Origin of the sequence: Pseudomonas sp. efr-133-TYG-23 (genome assembly GCF_030209215.1) — a bacterium.
GTDB classification, from domain to species: domain Bacteria; phylum Pseudomonadota; class Gammaproteobacteria; order Pseudomonadales; family Pseudomonadaceae; genus Aquipseudomonas; species Aquipseudomonas rhodesiae.
Window position 1 is genome coordinate 1 of record NZ_JARVSL010000004.1, and the last position, 16794, is coordinate 16794.

Consider the following 16794-nt stretch of genomic DNA (forward strand, 5'->3'; position numbering starts at 1 on the left):
CTTGCCCTCGATAGCGGTGTAACTGTCGAGGCATCTATTGACTGAAACACTGCTAACGGGGGCAAGCCCCCTCCCACACCGGTCTCGCAGCCACCGCATAGCCACTATGGCAATAAGCTCAATGTGGGAGAGGGCTTGCCCTCGATGGCGGTGCAACAGTCGAGGCATCTGTTGACTGAAACGCTGCTATCGGGGGCAAGCCTCCTCCCACATTTCAAAGCACCTTATCCAGGGTGATCGGGAAGTCCCGCACCCGCTTGCCGGTGGCGTGGTACACCGCATTGGCCACTGCCGCCGCGACGCCGACGATGCCGATTTCCCCGACGCCTTTGGACCCAAGCGCATTGACGATCTCGTCGTGTTCTTCGACGAATACCACGTCAATATCGCCGATATCAGCATTCACAGGGATGTGGTACTCGGCCAGGCTGTGGTTCATGTAGCGGCCCAGTTGATGGTCTATCTGGGTCTCTTCGTGCAGGGCCATGCCGATGCCCCACACCACGCCGCCGAGGATCTGGCTGCGGGCCATCTTCGGGTTGACCACGCGCCCGGCCGCAATTGCGCTAACCACGCGGCTGACCTTGATAGTGCCGAGGTCTTCATCCACGCGCACTTCGACGAATACCGCCGAATGGGTGGCGGTAGCATAGCCTTCGCGTTTTTTGTCCGGCTCGCTGTCGACCTGCACCTCCAGGGCGTCCTCACCGCTGTCCTTGACCAACTGCGCCAACGACACGCTCACGTCACGCGCGTGCAGTTGCCCATCCTCAAAGCGCACTGTCTCAGCGTCCTTGAACACCGGATAGGTCTGCCGCGCCACGCTCAACAGTTTGGCGGCCAAGGCTTCGCAGGCTTGTTGCACAGCGGTGCCCACCGAGGAAACAGTGAACGAACCGCCCTGCAACGGCGCGGTGGGCAGCGACGAGTCGCCGAGCACGAAACGCACGTCGTCCACGGCTACACCGCTGGCCTGGGCGGCGATCTGGGTCATCACCGTGTAGGTGCCGGTGCCGATATCGGTGGTAGCGCTGCTCACCACGAGCTTGCCCTCGGCATCGATTCGCGCCTTGGCGCTCGCCTTCATTTGCATGGCCTCCCACACCCCGCCAGCCATACCCCAGCCCACCAATTGGCGGCCGTCGCGCATGCTGCGCGGTTCCGGGTTGCGCTGGCTCCAGCCGAAGCGCTCGGCGCCTTCGGTGTAACACTCGCGCAGGGCTTTGCTAGACCAGGGTTTGTCTTCGTTCTGGTTGCGCTCGGCGTAGTTGATCAGGCGCAGTTGCACCGGGTCGATCGCCAGGGCGCAGGCCAGTTCGTCCATGGCGCATTCCAGACCGATCACCCCGAGGGCGGCGCCGGGCGCGCGCATGTCCAACGGCGTGAACACATCCAGCGGCACCAACTTATAGGTCAACTGCACGTTGTCGCAGTGATAGAGCATGCCGCTCCACTCCACCACGTGTTCACTGAAGTCCTCGAAACGCGAGGTCTGGCCAATCGCCGTGTGCCCCAGCGCCAGCAGGCGGCCGTTGGCGGCGGCGCCCATTTGCAAGCGCTGCAGGGTGCGTGGGCGATAGCCGAAGGTGAACATCTGTTGACGGGTCAGGGTCACTCGAACCGAACGCTTGAGCGCCAGCGACGCCATCACCGCCAGGGGTAATTGGTACTGCGGGCGCAGGCCGGAACCAAAAGCGCCGCCGACAAACGCGGCGAACACCCGCACCTGGCTTTTATCCAGGCCGAACACTTTCTGCACATAGGCCTGGCAGTTCTGCGGCCCCTGGGTTTTGTCATGGATATGCAGGGTGCCGTCCGCCTGGTACAGCACGGTGCTGGCGTGGGGTTCCATGGGGTTGTGATGTTCGATGGGGGTGCTGTAGTGCACGTCCAGGCTGACGGCGGCAGCGGTCCACTCGGCCTGGAAATTCCCGCGCGGCGCGGGCGGTGTCTGTGGCGAGGGATGGGCCTCGGCCTGCTGGGCGACGAGGTCGGTCTCGAACTCATCGCGCTCGTATTCGATGCGCACCAGGGAACCGGCATGTCGCGCCAGCTCCAGGTTGTCGGCAATCACCAAGGCCAGGGGCTGGCCGCTGTACAGCACGCGGTCGTTGTACAGCGGGCGAAACGGCGAACCATCAGCGGCATCGGCATCGGCGAACGCGTCGTCATAGCTGGCCAGCCGCGGCCGGTTGCTGTGATCGAGCACCATGACCACACCCGGCAGAGCCAGAGCCTTGGACGCATCGATACGAACCACGCGGCCCTTGGCGATGGTGCTGGAGACCACGCTGCCATGCAGCAGGCCCTGCTGCGCAAATTCGCCGGCATAGCGCGCCTGGCCGGTGACTTTAAGCAGACCGTCGACACGGTCCAGGGGTTTTCCGACGGCACTCATGGGCGTTCTCCTGCGACAGCGGCATCGCTCAAGGCGCGGATGATTGCGCGCCGTGCCAGCTTGACCTTGAAAGCGTTGTGTTCCAGCGGCTCGGCGTCCTGCAACATCGCATCGGCGGCGAGGCTGAAGGTTTCGCGGCTGACGGCCTGCCCGATCAATCCCGCCTCCACCGCGCGGTCGCGCCAGGGTTTATGGGCCACGCCGCCCAGGGCTAGGCGCGCGTCGACGATCACATCGCCGTCCAACTCCAGAGCGGCAGCCACCGACACCAACGCGAAGGCGTAGGACGCCCGGTCACGGATCTTCAGATAATGGCTGTGCCGCGCCAGGTGGTCGGCAGGCAATTCAATGGCAGTGATCAGTTCATCGTCGGCCAGCTGGTTGTCACGTTGCGGCGCATCGCCGGGCAAACGGTGGAAGTCGGCGAACTCGATGACCCGCGCACCGCCGCGCCCTTGCACATGCACCCGCGCCTCCAGCGCCGCCAGGGCCACGCACATGTCGGACGGATGAGTCGCCACGCACTGCGCGCTGGCGCCGAGGATCGCGTGGATGCGATTCAACCCGGTGCGCGCCGGGCAACCGCTGCCGGGTTCGCGTTTATTGCAAGGTACGCTGGCGTCGTAGAAGTAATAGCAACGGGTGCGCTGCAACAGGTTGCCGCCGGTGCTGGCCATATTGCGCAGTTGCGGCGAGGCACCGGCGAGGATGGCCTGGGACAGCAACGGGTAACGCTGTTCGATCAAGGGGTGCCAGGCCAAATCAGCGTTGCTGACCAGCGCGCCAATGCGCACGCCGCCGTCGGCGGTGGGCTCGACACCATGCAGCGGCAGGCCGGTGATGTCGATCAGGTGCTCGGGGCGGCTGATGTTTTCTTTCATCAGGTCCAGCAGGTTGGTACCGCCGGCAATAAAACGCGACGCGGCACTGCTCAAGTGCACGGCCTCGTGCACGTCGGACGGTTTGCTGTACTGGAACGGGTTCATTGCTCGCCTCCCGCCGGACGGCAGGCCGGCAGGGCCTCTTCAATCGCATCGCGAATATTGCTGTAGGCGCCGCAGCGGCACAGGTTACCGCTCATCAGTTCCTGGATTTGCGCGCTGTCGTGGGCACGGCCTTCGTTGGCCAGGCCGACGGCGGAGCAGATCTGGCCAGGGGTGCAATAACCGCACTGGAAGGCATCGTGCTTGATGAAGGCTTGTTGCATGGGGTGTAACTGGTCGCCGCTGGCCAGCCCTTCGACGGTGGTCAACTCGGCACCGTCGCACATCACCGCCAGGGTCAGGCACGCGTTCACGCGCTTGCCGTCGCGCAATACGGTGCAGGCACCGCATTGGCCGTGGTCGCAGCCTTTCTTGCTGCCGACCAGATCCAGTTGTTCGCGCAGCAGGTCCAGCAGCGTGGTCCAGGGCAACACGTCCAGTTGGCGGGCCTGCCCATTGAGGGTCAGGCGTATCGAGTGGCGGGCAAACGGCTGGGCCGCCGCGCCTTGGGGGGTTGCGCTCATAAACACCTCACGGGTTGGTCTGCATCCGCGGCGTTCAGGAAAATCGCCGTCTCAGGGGTACGACTTCCCGGGGTTTTGAGCGTTCAAGATGATTGATCAGCGGATATTGAGCTGGGTCTTCAAGGTGTTTCGCGGGGGGTTGATCGAGGAATTGCTGTATTCGAACCAGCCTGGGGCCTGCACATCCATTTCGAATACATAGATGTAGCCCATCAGCGTCCCCGCGCCGTTGCACGCCTGGCTGATGCTGCCAACCTGGCACACCGGGGTGCGCTGGCCGTTCAGTACGGCGCCATTGAACAGCCCCACCGGGTTGTTGCCCAGCCCCACTTCCATCACCGACACCTGGGTGGGCCCACGGTGCGTGCACATCTGCGTGGAGGTGATGCGTTCGGGGATGCTTTCCTTGCAGCGCGCCGACTCGACCTGAAACACGCGCACCTCGCTCAAGGCCGGTGCAGTCGCGCCCCACACCGGTGCCGCGCCGAGCCACAGGCTGATAGCGGTGATCGGAGCTAGACTCCACGCGTTGGCTTTTTTCATGCTGTCGATGACCGTGAATTGAACGTCGGCGCAGTATGCCTCAAGCCCATGCGCCACACAGCCTCGGCTGCTGGTATGATGCGCCGCTTTTTCCGATCCTCTCTGAAACCACAGGCGCTTGGCGCAGTTTGTGCTTTGACTTAGAGGTCAACAAATCACGACGCAAAATAGCGTCACAGGGAGCCGGCATGCTGGAAAAGCTGTTTCAACTCAAAGCACACAACACCAACGTGCGCACCGAGATTCTCGCGGGTATCACGACATTCCTGGCGATGGCCTACATCCTGTTCGTGAACCCGAGCATCCTCGGTGAAACCGGCATGGACAAAGGCGCAGTGTTCGTCGCGACCTGCCTGGCGGCCGCCATCGGTTCGACCGTGATGGGCCTGATCGCCAACTACCCGATCGCGCTGGCACCAGGCATGGGCCTCAATGCCTTCTTTACCTACACCGTGGTCCTGCACATGGGCCATACCTGGCAAGTGGCGCTGGGGGCGGTGTTCATTTCGGCGGTGCTGTTCTTTCTGCTGTCGATCTTTCGCATCCGTGAGTGGATCATCAACAGCATCCCTTTGCCGTTGCGTTCGGCGATTGCTGCCGGCATCGGCCTGTTCCTGGCGCTGATCGCCCTGCACAACGCCGGTATCGTAGTCAGCAACCCGGCCACCATGGTCGGCCTGGGCGACTTGAAACAACCGGCGCCGATCCTCGCCACACTGGGCTTTGCGCTGATCGTCGCGCTGGAAGCCCTGGCCGTGCGCGGTGCGGTGCTGATCGGCATCCTGGCGGTGACCATCGTGTCGATTGTGATGGGCTTCACCCCATTCGGCGGCGTGACCTCAATGCCACCGTCCCTGGCCCCGACCTTCCTGCAGTTGGACATCAAAGGCGCGCTGGATATCGGCCTGGTCAGCGTGATCTTCGCCTTCCTGTTCGTCGACCTGTTCGACAACTCCGGCACCCTGATCGGCGTAGCCAAGCGCGCCGGCCTGATGGGCAAGGACGGCCACATGCCAAAAATGGGCCGTGCACTGATCGCCGACAGCACCGCAGCCATGGCCGGTTCGCTGCTGGGCACCTCGACCACCACCAGCTACATCGAATCCGCCGCGGGCGTGAGCGCCGGTGGCCGTACCGGTTTGACTGCCATCGTAGTGGCGATCCTGTTCCTGCTCGCACTGTTCTTCTCGCCGTTGGCCGCCAGCGTTCCGGCTTTCGCCACCGCGCCGGCGCTGCTGTTCGTCGCCGTACTGATGACCTCCGGCCTGGCTGAAATCGACTGGGACGACATCACTGTGGCAGCGCCTGTGGTGATCACCGCCCTGGCGATGCCCTTTACTTACTCCATCGCCAACGGCATCGCCTTCGGTTTCATCGCCTGGACCGCCATCAAGCTGCTTTCGGGCCGCTACCGTGAGCTGAACCCGGCGCTGGTGATTCTGTCGATTCTGTTCGTGATCAAGCTGGGCTGGTTCAACGCATGACTTTTGACGCCGCACGCTACACCGCTCAACTGCAAGACAAGGTCACGCGCCTGCGTGACCTGCTCGCCCCGTTCGATGCACCCGAGCCGCGGGTGTTCGACTCGCCGCTGCAGCACTTCCGCCTGCGCGCGGAATTCCGCCTGTGGCGCGAAGGCGGTGAGCGCCACTACGCGATGTTTTCCCAGGACGATAAGCGCACGCCGATCCTGATCGAAGACTTCCCTATCGCCAGCGCTCGCATCAACCAGCTGATGCCCCAACTCAAGTCCGCCTGGCAAGCCAGCGCCGCTCTGAGCCACAAGCTGTTCCAGGTAGAGTTCCTCACCACCCTGGCCGGCGATGCAATGATCACCCTGTGCTATCACCGCCCGCTGGACGAGCACTGGCACGCGGCGGCCAACCAGCTCGCCGCTGACCTGAACGTGAGCATCATCGGCCGCTCCAAGGGCAAACGCGATGTGATCGGCCACGATTACGTGGTAGAGAAACTCGAAGTCGGCGGTCGCACCTTCAGCTATCGCCAACCCGAAGGCGCGTTCACCCAGCCCAACGGCACGGTGAACCAGAAGATGCTCAACTGGGCCTACGAGGCTTTGGGCGATCGCCCGGACGATCTGCTGGAGCTGTATTGCGGCAACGGTAATTTCACCCTGCCCCTGGCCACCCGCGTGCGCAAAGTGCTGGCCACCGAGATCAGCAAGACCTCGGTAAACGCGGCACTGAGCAATCTCGATGAAAACGCGGTGGAGAACGTCACTCTGGTGCGCCTGTCCGCCGAAGAACTCACCGAAGCCCTCAACGAAGTGCGCCCGTTCCGCCGCCTGCACGGTATCGATCTGAAAAGCTACGAGTTCGGCAGCGTGTTTGTGGACCCACCGCGTGCCGGCATGGACCCGGACACCTGCGAGCTCACCCGGCGTTTCGACAACATCCTGTACATCTCCTGCAACCCGGAGACCCTGGCGGCCAACATCGCCCAACTGCATGACACCCACCGCATTACCCGGTGTGCGATGTTTGATCAGTTTCCGTGGACGCACCATATGGAATCGGGTGTGTTGCTGACCCGACGCTAAACGTTCCATTGCTCCATGCGCGGCCGCCCGAGCCATTGGCTAAGCGGCCGCGCAGTGGGCTACACCTGCCCTTCCTTGATTAACGGTTCGATAATCGAACACATGCCGCGCTGGCAATTGACCAAATTAACCATCCGGTACATTTTATCTCCACAACCAACAAGAACTGTGGAGATACCCCTCATGCCGCCCATCGTGCTGGTGCTCAATGGCCCCAATCTCAACCTGCTCGGCACCCGCGAACCCGCCACCTACGGGCATGAAACCCTAGCCGACGTGGCGGCTCTATGCGGCCGCAGCGCCGAGCAACTGGGGCTTAAAATCGAATTCCGCCAAACCAACCACGAAGGCGAGCTGCTCGACTGGATCCACGGCGCCCGTGCGCGCTGCGCCGGTATCGTGATCAACCCTGCCGCCTGGACCCACACGTCGGTGGCGATCCGCGATGCGTTGGTAGCCAGCGAAGTGCCGGTGATCGAAGTGCATTTATCCAATGTGCATACCCGTGAGGCGTTTCGGCATCATTCGTTTGTGTCGCCCATCGCCAAAGCGGTATTGGCCGGTTTTGGCAGCCATGGCTACCACCTGGCCCTGGAACATTTCAGCCATCTGCTCAAAGGACGTGCCTGATGAAACCGCGCATTCTTGCCGGCCTGATTGGCGCCGGCATCCAGGCCTCCCGCACACCCGCTTTGCACGAACAGGAAGGCGACGCCCAGGGCCTACGCTACCTGTACCAACTGATCGACCTTGATCCCTTGGGCCTGGATATCAAGGCCCTGCCCGACCTCCTACGCGCCGCCGAGCTGATGCACTTTACCGGGCTGAATATTACCTACCCGTGCAAGCAGGCGATTCTGCCGCTACTGGATGAATTGTCCGACGAAGCCCGAGGCATCGGCGCGGTGAATACCGTGGTGCTCAAGGACGGCAAACGCATTGGCCACAACACCGATTGTTTGGGGTTTGCCGAAGGTTTCCGGCGCAACCTCAATGACGTGCCGCGCCAGCGTGTGGTGCAGATGGGCGCCGGCGGTGCAGGCGCGGCAGTCGCGCATGCACTGCTGGCTGAAGGGGTGGAGCAGTTGAGTGTTTTCGATGTGGACGCCAGCCGCGCCCGCGACCTTGTGGATAACCTCGCACAGCGTTTCGGCAGCGGCCGCGCTCAAGTCGGCGGCGGCCTGGAGAACGCCATGGCCGAAGCCGATGGCCTGGTCAACACCACGCCGATGGGCATGGCCAAGCTTCCCGGTACACCGGTGCCGGCGGCGCTGTTGCGCGCTCAGCTGTGGGTAGCGGAAATCGTCTACTTCCCGCTGGAAACCCAACTGCTACGGGATGCTCGCGCCCTGGGTTGCCGCACTCTGGACGGCGGCAATATGGCGGTGTTCCAGGCGGTGAAAGCATTTGAATTGTTCAGCGGTAAAGTGGCGGATGCGCAACGCATGCTGACGCACTTCAAAAGCATGAATACCTGACTGACGAAACCAGATCACCATGTGGGAGGGGGCTTGCCCTCGATAGCAGTGGTTCAGTCAGCCCAACTGTCACTGACGCATCGCTATCGGGGGCAAGCCCCCTCCCACTTGGTATGCATTCCAACCTGAGGCCTCAGGCTTGCAGGTAGCGCATCACTGAGTCGCAGAGCATATCGCGGTGGCGCTGTTTAACCGCTTCATCCGACAGTTCGATCTGAAAGATCTCACTGAACGTATGGCGGTTGGACACTCGGTAAAAACTGAATGAGTTGATCAGCAGATGCACATCCAACGGCTCCAGGCCTTCGCGGAACAGGCCCATTTCGGCGCCGCGGCGCAAGGTGGCGCCCAGGGCTTCGAGGATGTTGCTGTTCATGGCCTTGATCGAGTCCGAACGCTTCACATATTCAGCGTTGTGGATATTTTCGATGCTGACGATGCGCACAAAATCCACGTTCTGATCGTGATGATCAAAGGTGAATTCCACCAGCCGACGGATCGCTTCACGGGGCTCCAGCGCCGTGAGGTTCATGCGGGTTTCGGTATTGCGGATATCGCCGTAGAGCTTTTCCAGTACCTCGACGTACAGCTGCTCCTTGCTGCCGAAGTAGTAATAGATCATGCGCTTGGAGGTGTGGATGCGTTCGGCGATGGCGTCTACGCGCGCGCCGGCCAAACCCTGCTGAACAAACTCGACAATGGCTTCTTGCAGTATGTTTTCGCGGGTCTTTTCTGGATTGTTCTTACGACTCTTGCGCGGTGCGTCTGACACTGCGGGGAGTTCGGGACTCGACGTCATGGTGCTCACGGCCATTGTTGTTAGGCAGGCCGCGATTATGGGCCGGGGCGCTCCCCGAAGGAAGCACCCGGCCAGGGTTCACAGCCGCGCCTGGCGCACCGCGCCACTGCGCGACTTGGCCATCGCCGCCAGGCGTACCGCCACGTTGGCCGCGCCGTAACCGGCGTAGCCGTTTTTGCGCTGGATGATCTCGAAGAAAAACCGTCCTTCGAAGGGCTCGGTGTAGACGTGAAACAACTCACCGCCCTGGGCGTCGCGGTCGTACAACACGTTGTAGTACGCCAGCTCGCTGAGGAACTCGTCATCGAAATCAAAGCGCGCCGCCAGGTCGTCGTAATAATTGAGCGGGATATCCAGCAATGGCACGCCGGCCTCTTTAGCTCTGCGCACCTCGGCGAAAATATCCGCACAGTCGAAGGCAATATGATGCACCCCCGAGCCCCGATAGCTCGATAGCGCGTGGGAGATGGCAGTGTTGCGGTTTTCGGAGATATTCAGCGGCAAGCGAATCGAACTGCAGCGGCTACGCAATGCGCGGCTTTTCACCAGGCCGTAGGGGTCGGGTAGCACCACTTCGTCGTCGGCTTCGAAATCCAGCAGGCTCTTGTAGAACAGCACCCAACTGTCGAGGCTGTCGGCCGGTAGCGCCATGGCCATATGGTCGATGCGCAGCAGGCCGCCGCCGCAAGCCGTGGTCGGTTGCAGGTTGAAGTCGGTGTCGTAGAGCCCGCCTTCGCTGGGGCCCACCAGGTAAATCAGGCTGCCGTCCGGCGCACGCACCGCCGCCAGCTCCAGCTCGTTCGGCCCGACCAGGCCGCGATAAGGCTGGCCTTTATAAGCCACCGCGCGTTCCAGGGCCTTGGCGCTGTCCTTGACCCGCAGCGCCGTGGCGCACAGCGATGGCCCATGGGCTTCGAAAAAATTGTGGGCGAAGGAATACGGCTCGCAATTGAGGATCAGGTTGATATCGCCCTGGCGCAGCAGGCTGACGGCTTTGGAACGATGCTGCCCAGCCTTGACGAAGCCCAGACGCTCCAACCAGTGGGCGAGCTTGGCGCCGAGGCTTTCATCCACGGCAAATTCGAGGAACTCGATGCCGTCGTACTCGCTGGCGGGCGGCGTTTCGAACAGGATATCCAGCGGTGCGGCCGGCTGTTCCTCGGCCAGGCGCTGACGGGTTTTCTCCTCCAGGTACAACAACGAGCGCAGCCCGTCGGCGGCATTGGCGCGGGTCGGCGCGGCACGGAAACCATCGTTGAAGATTTCCAGGGACAACGGCCCGGTGTAACCACTTTTGATAATCGGCGCCAGAAACCCGGCCAAGTCGAACTCGCCCTGCCCTGGGAAACAACGGAAATGGCGGCTCCACTCCAGCACATCCATGGCCAGGATCGGCGCATCGGCCATTTGCACGAAGAAGATCTTGTCGCCAGGGATCTGCGCGATGGCGCTCGGGTCGCCCTTGAGTGACAACGTGTGAAAACTGTCGAGCAACACGCCCAGGCTCGGATGATCCACCTGACGCACCAGGTTCCATACCTGCTGCCAGGTGTTCACATGCTTGCCCCAGGCCAGGGCTTCATAGCCAATGCGCAAGCCTCGTTTGCCGGCGTGTTCGGCCAGCAGGCTCAAGTCATCCCGCAGAATGGATTCGTCGCCCACGCAATCGGCCGAGGCATTGCTGCACACCAGCACCAGGTCGGTGCCCAGCTCCTGCATCAGATCGAATTTGCGCTCGGCCCGCTCCAGATTGCGCGCCAGGCGGTCGCGGCGGCAGCCTTCAAAGTCGCGAAACGGCTGGAACAAGGTGATAGCGATGCCCAGGTCGGCGCACATCTGCCGCACTTCCCGCGGGCTGCCGTCGTAATACAACAGGTCGTTCTCGAAGATTTCCACCCCATCGAACCCGGCGGCGGCAATGGCTTCGAGCTTTTCCGGCAGGGTGCCGCTCAAGGAAACGGTGGCGATGGAACGTTGCATGGAAAACTCCCGGCAATGGTTGTTTATGGCAAATTATTCGCCCCCAGCCTAACGGCAGCAATTAAAATGTACGAACCGGTTAGTTTTTCGGGCGATTATCGAACACTATGCCCTACTGGCGAATTGACGATTTTTTAACCGCTGCGCACCATCGATCAGGCAACAAACGTTCACAAAAGACCCAGATCACACCATAAAAATTTCAAAAAACGGGTACGACCTCATGCCTCTGCAAAACTCCGTCCTGGCCGAGCGCCCAGGCATGCCGCATGCCGGCATCGGCAGCAAGATCCGCGGCGCCCTGGCCGTGGGTAAAACCCGCTGGGGCATGCTGGCCCTGGTGTTCTTCGCCACCACGCTGAACTACATCGACCGCGCCGCCCTGGGCGTGATGCAGCCGATCCTGGCCAAGGAAATGAGCTGGACGGCGATGGACTACGCCAACATCAATTTCTGGTTCCAAGTCGGCTACGCCATCGGGTTTGTGCTGCAGGGTCGCTTGATCGACCGAGTTGGCGTCAAGCGCGTGTTCTTCTTCGCAGTATTGCTGTGGAGCCTGGCCACCGGCGCCCACGGCCTGGCCACCTCCGCCGTAGGCTTTATGGTCTGCCGCTTTATCCTCGGCCTGACCGAAGCCGCCAACTACCCGGCCTGCGTCAAGACCACCCGCCTGTGGTTCCCCGCTGGCGAGCGGGCCGTGGCGACCGGCATCTTCAACGCCGGCACCAACGTCGGCGCGATGATGACGCCGATGTTGCTGCCGCTGATCTTGCACGTATGGGGCTGGCAGGCGGCGTTCCTGTGCATGTCGGCACTGGGCGGCATCTGGCTGGTGTGCTGGGGCCTGAAGTACTACAACCCAGAAGATCATCCAACGGTTAAACAATCCGAATTGGACTACGTGCAACAAGAACCCGAACCGGAACAACCGCGCGTGCCCTTCAGCCGTATCCTGCGCATGCGTGGCACCTGGGCCTTTGCCCTGGCCTATTCGCTGACCGCGCCGGTGTTCTGGTTCTACCTGTACTGGCTGCCACCGTTTTTGAACCAGCAATACAACCTGGGCATCAACGTGACGCAGATGGGCATCCCGCTGATCATCATTTATCTGACAGCCGACTTCGGCAGTGTGGGTGGGGGGATTCTTTCCTCGTTCTTGATCGGCCGGGGGATGAACTCGATCAAGGCACGGTTGCTGTCGATGCTGCTGTTTGCCTGCTGCATCGTCGGCGTGATCATGGCGGCCGGCTCCAGCCAGCTGTGGGTGGCGGTGTTTGCCATCTCCCTGGCCATCGGCGCGCATCAGGCCTGGACCGCGAATATCTGGAGCCTGGTGATGGACTACACGCCCAAGCACATGATGAGCACGGTGTTCGGCTTTGGCGGCATGTGCGCGGCCATCGGCGGCATGTTCATGACCCAGATCGTCGGCCATATCCTGACCGTGACTAACAACAACTACACCGTGTTGTTCACCCTGATCCCGGCGATGTACTTCATCGCGCTGACCTGGATGTACTTCATGGCGCCGCGCAAGATTCCCAAAGTCGACGTTTGACTCACCGCCGCCGCTGCTGCCAGGCAGCGGCCAACCCGCTCATGCAGATCACCCCGATGCCGACCACCGTGGTCATATCGGGGGTATGGGCAAACACCAGCCAGCCCAGTAAACCCGCGAAGACGATCTGGCAATAGCCGAACGGCGCCAGCAAGGCCGGCGCCGCAAAGCGGAACGCCTGGGTCAGCATCAAGTGCGCAGTCATGCCACAGGTGCCCAAGGCCAGCATCATCACGCCGTGCCACAGGGTCGGCACCTGCCAGAAGAACGGCACCAGCGCACTCATCACCAAGGTATTGCACAGCCCGGCGAAAAAGTTGCTGGTGGTGGGGGTGTCGTATTGGCTGAGGATGCGCGTCAGCAACTGGTAAAAGCAGAAGAACATCGCCGAACACAACGGCAGCAGCACCGCCGGCGTGAAAAGTTCGCCACCGGGGTGGATGATCACCAACACGCCGATAAACCCGCAGATCACCGCCAGCCATTGGCCGCGTGTCACATGCTCACCCAGCAGCGGCACCGAGAGCGCCGTCACCAGAATCGGTGCGAGGAAGTTCACCGCAGTGGCTTCGGCCAGCGGGATGTAATGCAGCGCAGTGGTAAAGAACAGGCTGGTACCCAACAGACACAACGCGCGTACCACCTGCATCCCCGGCCGTTTGCTGCGCAGCACGCGCAACCCCGATTGCGGCAGGAAGATCCCGGCCATCAGCACCGTGTGCACCACATAGCGTGCCCACACCACCATCACAATCGGGTAGAACCCGGCGAGGTATTTGGACAGCGCGTCATGGCTGGAAAACAGAAAGGTCGCCACCACAATCAGCAGGATGCCTTTGAAAGGATGGTTGACGCCGGACAGCGGGGTACTGACAGTCATGGAATTCTCTTGCGTGGCGGGCTTAACGCTGAGCACTGAACGAGGCCGCGCTCAACCCGGTAATCTAGCAGGCGGGCCGCAGCCTGCCCCGAGAGCATAACCAAACACCGGGCGAACAGCGCACTAAATCATGGGAATCGAGTCCAAGCCTGCACGTCGACTTCCCGTTGCACATTTTTTAATCAAGGCTTTGCCGCTATGAAAAAAACTCTCTTTGTTCTCTCCACCCTCGTCTTGCTCGCCGCCTGCAACCAGGAGGCCAAGCAAGCGCCGAAACCCGCGCCCGCGTCGGTGCAAGCGACCCTGGTTCCGCCAACCCCACCAACCGATCAGTGGGTGGGCAAATGGGTCGGCGTCGAAGGCCTGCACCTGACCATCGCCAAGGACGACAACATCGGCCGCGGTCATTACATCCTTACCATGCAATACGGCCTCGACGCCGATGACAGCGGCACCTTCAAGGGTGAAGCGGCCGAAGACGGGATCGCCTTCAACCGTCCGGATGGCCCGCAACTGCTGCGCGCTGGTGATGGCGCGGCGACCGGCCTCAAATGGCTGGCGGACAAGAAAGACTGCCTGGTTGTGGTGACCGGCGAAGGGTATTGCCGCGATTAACGGCCATACTCATCTCAATATTTTGTAGGACCGTTCATCAAGAGGATTGCCCCATGCTATGGAAAAAAGGCCGACGCAGCGACAACGTGGTGGATGCCCGCAATGACAGTGGCGGTGGCGGCGGGATGCGCTTCGGCGGCGGCAAGGGCCTGAGCCTCACGGCCATTGTGCTGATTGTCGGTATCGGCTGGTTGACCGGCCAGGACCCGATGCAGATCCTCGGCCAGTTGACCGGTCAGATGGAGCAGGCGCCGTCGGTCAGCACCCAGACGCGCCAGGCGCCGCCGGCCAACGATGAGCAGGCCGATTTCGTCCGCGCGGTGCTGGGCGACACCGAGGACACCTGGGGCCAGGTGTTCAAGGAAAACGGCAAGACCTACCAGAACCCCAAGCTGATTCTGTTCCGTGGCCGGGTCAATTCCGCCTGCGGTGGCGCCACTTCGGCGAGCGGCCCGTTTTATTGCCCGGCTGACCAGCAGGTGTACCTGGACCTGGACTTCTTCCGAGAAATGTCCCAACGCTTCCAGGCCGCTGGCGACTTCGCTCAGGCTTACGTGATCGCCCATGAAGTCGGGCACCACGTGCAGACCTTGCTCGGCATCTCGGCGAAGATCCAGGCCGCGCGCCAGCAAGGCCTGCAAATGCAGGGCGACGGTGGGCTGTTGGTGCGTCAGGAACTGCAAGCCGACTGCTTTGCCGGCGTGTGGGCCAACCGCGCACAAAAACGTCTGAACTGGCTGGAACCGGGGGACATCGAAGAAGCCCTGAACGCAGCCAACGCCATCGGCGATGACCGTTTGCAGCAGCAAGGCCAGGGTCGTGTGGTGCCGGATTCGTTCACCCATGGCACCTCCGCACAGCGGGTGCGCTGGTTCAAGGCCGGCTTCGCCCAAGGCCAGATCAGCCAGTGCGACACCTTTAACGCCAAGAGCCTGTAAATGCATAAACGCTCGGGATTGCTGCTGGGTATGTGCCTGGCCTGCTCTACCGCCGGGGCCGTCGAGCATGGGGTCAAGGTAGTCAGCCCTGAGCGTTTCCAGCTGGAGGCCGGCGCCTTAAGCCTGGGTGTAAGCCAAGACTGGCGCCAGCCGCTGCCCCATGTCACCCGCGTGCTGATCGTCGTGCACGGTCGCCTGCGCAATGCGCAGACCTACCTGCACAGTGCCGAAGCCGCCGCCGAACAGGCGGGCCAGGCCGATACGACGCTGGTGATCGCCCCGCAGTTTCTCAACGAGGCCGATGCGCAGCGCAATCACTTGGACAACAGGGTGCTGCGCTGGAAAGGCAATGAGTGGATGGCCGGCGAACAGTCCACGGGCGCAGATCGCGTCAGTTCCTACGGCGCGCTGGACCAACTGATCGAGCATCTGGGGGATCGCCGGTTGTTTCCGGCACTCAAGGAAATCGTGGTCGCCGGTCATTCCGGCGGCGGCCAAGTGGTGCAGCGCTTTGCCCTCCTCGGCCATGACCATCCGACCTTGCATCAGGCCGGCATTCGCCTGCGTTATGTGGTGGCCAATCCATCGTCCTACGCCTACTTCAGCCCCCAACGGCCCGTGCCGTTCGACGCGGCGACCTGCCCCGCTTTCGACGACTGGAAATACGGCCTGCAAAAACTGCCGACCTACGCCAACGGCCAAAGCGCCGCGCAACTTGAGCAAACCTATGTGTCACGCACCATCACGTATCTGCTCGGCCAACAAGACACCAACCCCAACCACCCCGCGCTGGACAAAGGCTGCGAGGCCGAGGCCCAGGGCGCCTATCGGCTGATTCGCGGACACAACTATTTTGACTACCTCAAGCAACGCCATCCGCAGCTGCGCCAAGAACTGGTGGAAGTGCCAGGGGTGGGGCATAACGGCGATGGCATGCTCAGATCACCCGAAGGCCAGAAAGTACTGTTTCCCGGCTTTAAATGAACAAACCGGCCCAACCTGTGGGAAGTGACTAGCACCCGATAGCCATAGGTATCCACACAACCCTCAAAGGCTGAAATAACTCTGTGGTGAACTCGGCTGTTTGTAGTGAGCTGGGCTTGCTGTGGTGACCTTGGCTTGCTGTGGTGAGCGGGCTTGCCCCGCGCTGGGTTGCGAAGCGGCCCCAAACTCAGGCACCTCGGAGTGTCAGCTGAAACCACATCGCCTGGAATGGGGCTGCTTCGCAACCCAGCGCGGGGCAAGCCCGCTCACCACAACAAGGCCAGGTCACCACAACGGTGAGTCAGTAACAGCTGGGTTGATTGACCCAGCGCTATTGGGGCATGGGTCTCTACCTATCTTCAGTGAAAACATCACCTCAGTAGATGCGGCTCTTGTGGTGAGCGGGCTTGCCCCGCGCTGGGCTGCGAAGCGGCCCCAAACTCAGGCACCTCGGAGTGTCAGCTGAAACCACATCGCCTGGAATGGGGCTGCTTCGCAACCCAGCGCGGGGCAAGCCCGCTCATACATGGACGCCCCCAGTATGCCAAGCACTC

At 61.9% G+C, this 16794-nt stretch carries 15 protein-coding genes; 8 read left to right on the forward strand and 7 right to left on the reverse strand.

What is annotated here, in order from left to right:
- Window positions 1-214: 214 nt before the first annotated feature.
- The 4 genes from QRN41_RS02480 to QRN41_RS02495 all read right to left on the reverse strand — a co-directional run bounded on the left by QRN41_RS02480 (window position 215) and on the right by QRN41_RS02495 (window position 4448).
- Complete coding sequence (locus QRN41_RS02480; RefSeq protein WP_040265499.1) at window positions 215-2398, reverse strand: xanthine dehydrogenase family protein molybdopterin-binding subunit; 2184 nt, start codon at window positions 2396-2398, stop codon at window positions 215-217.
- Window positions 2395-3384: an FAD binding domain-containing protein gene (locus tag QRN41_RS02485; RefSeq protein WP_169903488.1), complete on the reverse strand. Its 990-nt coding sequence runs from the start codon at window positions 3382-3384 to the stop codon at window positions 2395-2397. Before QRN41_RS02485 ends, QRN41_RS02480 begins: the two co-directional genes overlap by 4 nt.
- On the reverse strand, window positions 3381-3905 hold the full coding sequence (locus tag QRN41_RS02490) for a (2Fe-2S)-binding protein (RefSeq protein ID WP_034100856.1): 525 nt from the start codon (window positions 3903-3905) through the stop codon (window positions 3381-3383). The genes QRN41_RS02485 and QRN41_RS02490 overlap by 4 nt, the downstream gene beginning before the upstream one ends.
- A gap of 96 nt (window positions 3906-4001) precedes the next feature.
- Window positions 4002-4448, reverse strand: a complete 447-nt coding sequence (locus QRN41_RS02495) for a DUF4879 domain-containing protein (RefSeq protein ID WP_034100948.1) — start codon at window positions 4446-4448, stop codon at window positions 4002-4004.
- A gap of 188 nt (window positions 4449-4636) precedes the next feature.
- Here QRN41_RS02495 and QRN41_RS02500 point away from each other — a divergent pair, with 188 nt between their 5' ends.
- The 4 genes from QRN41_RS02500 to QRN41_RS02515 all read left to right on the forward strand — a co-directional run bounded on the left by QRN41_RS02500 (window position 4637) and on the right by QRN41_RS02515 (window position 8486).
- Window positions 4637-5932: an NCS2 family permease gene (locus tag QRN41_RS02500; protein WP_034100857.1), complete on the forward strand. Its 1296-nt coding sequence runs from the start codon at window positions 4637-4639 to the stop codon at window positions 5930-5932.
- Complete coding sequence (gene trmA / locus QRN41_RS02505) at window positions 5929-7008, forward strand: tRNA (uridine(54)-C5)-methyltransferase TrmA (RefSeq protein ID WP_285421127.1); 1080 nt, start codon at window positions 5929-5931, stop codon at window positions 7006-7008. Before QRN41_RS02500 ends, trmA begins: the two co-directional genes overlap by 4 nt.
- 183 nt (window positions 7009-7191) lie before the next feature.
- The gene (gene aroQ, locus QRN41_RS02510) at window positions 7192-7638 is read left to right on the forward strand and encodes a type II 3-dehydroquinate dehydratase (RefSeq protein WP_034100859.1); all 447 of its coding nucleotides are present in this window, start codon (window positions 7192-7194) and stop codon (window positions 7636-7638) included.
- On the forward strand, window positions 7638-8486 hold the full coding sequence (locus tag QRN41_RS02515; protein ID WP_034139387.1) for a shikimate dehydrogenase: 849 nt from the start codon (window positions 7638-7640) through the stop codon (window positions 8484-8486). The genes aroQ and QRN41_RS02515 overlap by 1 nt, the downstream gene beginning before the upstream one ends.
- Before the next feature lie 133 nt (window positions 8487-8619).
- On the opposite strand, the gene QRN41_RS02520 is transcribed toward QRN41_RS02515, so the two are convergent.
- Complete coding sequence (locus QRN41_RS02520) at window positions 8620-9285, reverse strand: TetR/AcrR family transcriptional regulator (RefSeq protein WP_034100949.1); 666 nt, start codon at window positions 9283-9285, stop codon at window positions 8620-8622.
- 78 nt (window positions 9286-9363) lie between these two features.
- Window positions 9364-11265 (reverse strand): 3-dehydroshikimate dehydratase QuiC, encoded by a 1902-nt coding sequence (gene quiC, locus QRN41_RS02525; RefSeq protein WP_285421128.1) that lies wholly within the window; start codon window positions 11263-11265, stop codon window positions 9364-9366.
- 223 nt (window positions 11266-11488) lie between these two features.
- Here quiC and QRN41_RS02530 point away from each other — a divergent pair, with 223 nt between their 5' ends.
- Entirely contained in the window at window positions 11489-12823 is a 1335-nt protein-coding gene (locus QRN41_RS02530; protein ID WP_034100862.1) for an MFS transporter, read from the forward strand.
- Window position 12824: 1 nt separating this feature from the next.
- On the opposite strand, the gene QRN41_RS02535 is transcribed toward QRN41_RS02530, so the two are convergent.
- Entirely contained in the window at window positions 12825-13703 is an 879-nt protein-coding gene (locus QRN41_RS02535) for a DMT family transporter (RefSeq protein ID WP_034139389.1), read from the reverse strand.
- Between the two features lie 198 nt (window positions 13704-13901).
- On the opposite strand from QRN41_RS02535, the gene QRN41_RS02540 reads away from it, so the two are divergent.
- The 3 genes from QRN41_RS02540 to QRN41_RS02550 are packed head-to-tail and all read left to right on the forward strand — an operon-like array spanning window position 13902 to window position 16240.
- A complete protein-coding gene (locus QRN41_RS02540; protein ID WP_285421129.1) occupies window positions 13902-14318 on the forward strand; it encodes a membrane lipoprotein lipid attachment site-containing protein in 417 nt (138 codons plus the stop codon).
- A gap of 53 nt (window positions 14319-14371) precedes the next feature.
- Entirely contained in the window at window positions 14372-15256 is an 885-nt protein-coding gene (ypfJ, locus tag QRN41_RS02545; protein WP_034100865.1) for a KPN_02809 family neutral zinc metallopeptidase, read from the forward strand.
- Entirely contained in the window at window positions 15257-16240 is a 984-nt protein-coding gene (locus QRN41_RS02550; protein WP_285421130.1) for an alpha/beta hydrolase, read from the forward strand.
- Window positions 16241-16794 lie beyond the last annotated feature (554 nt).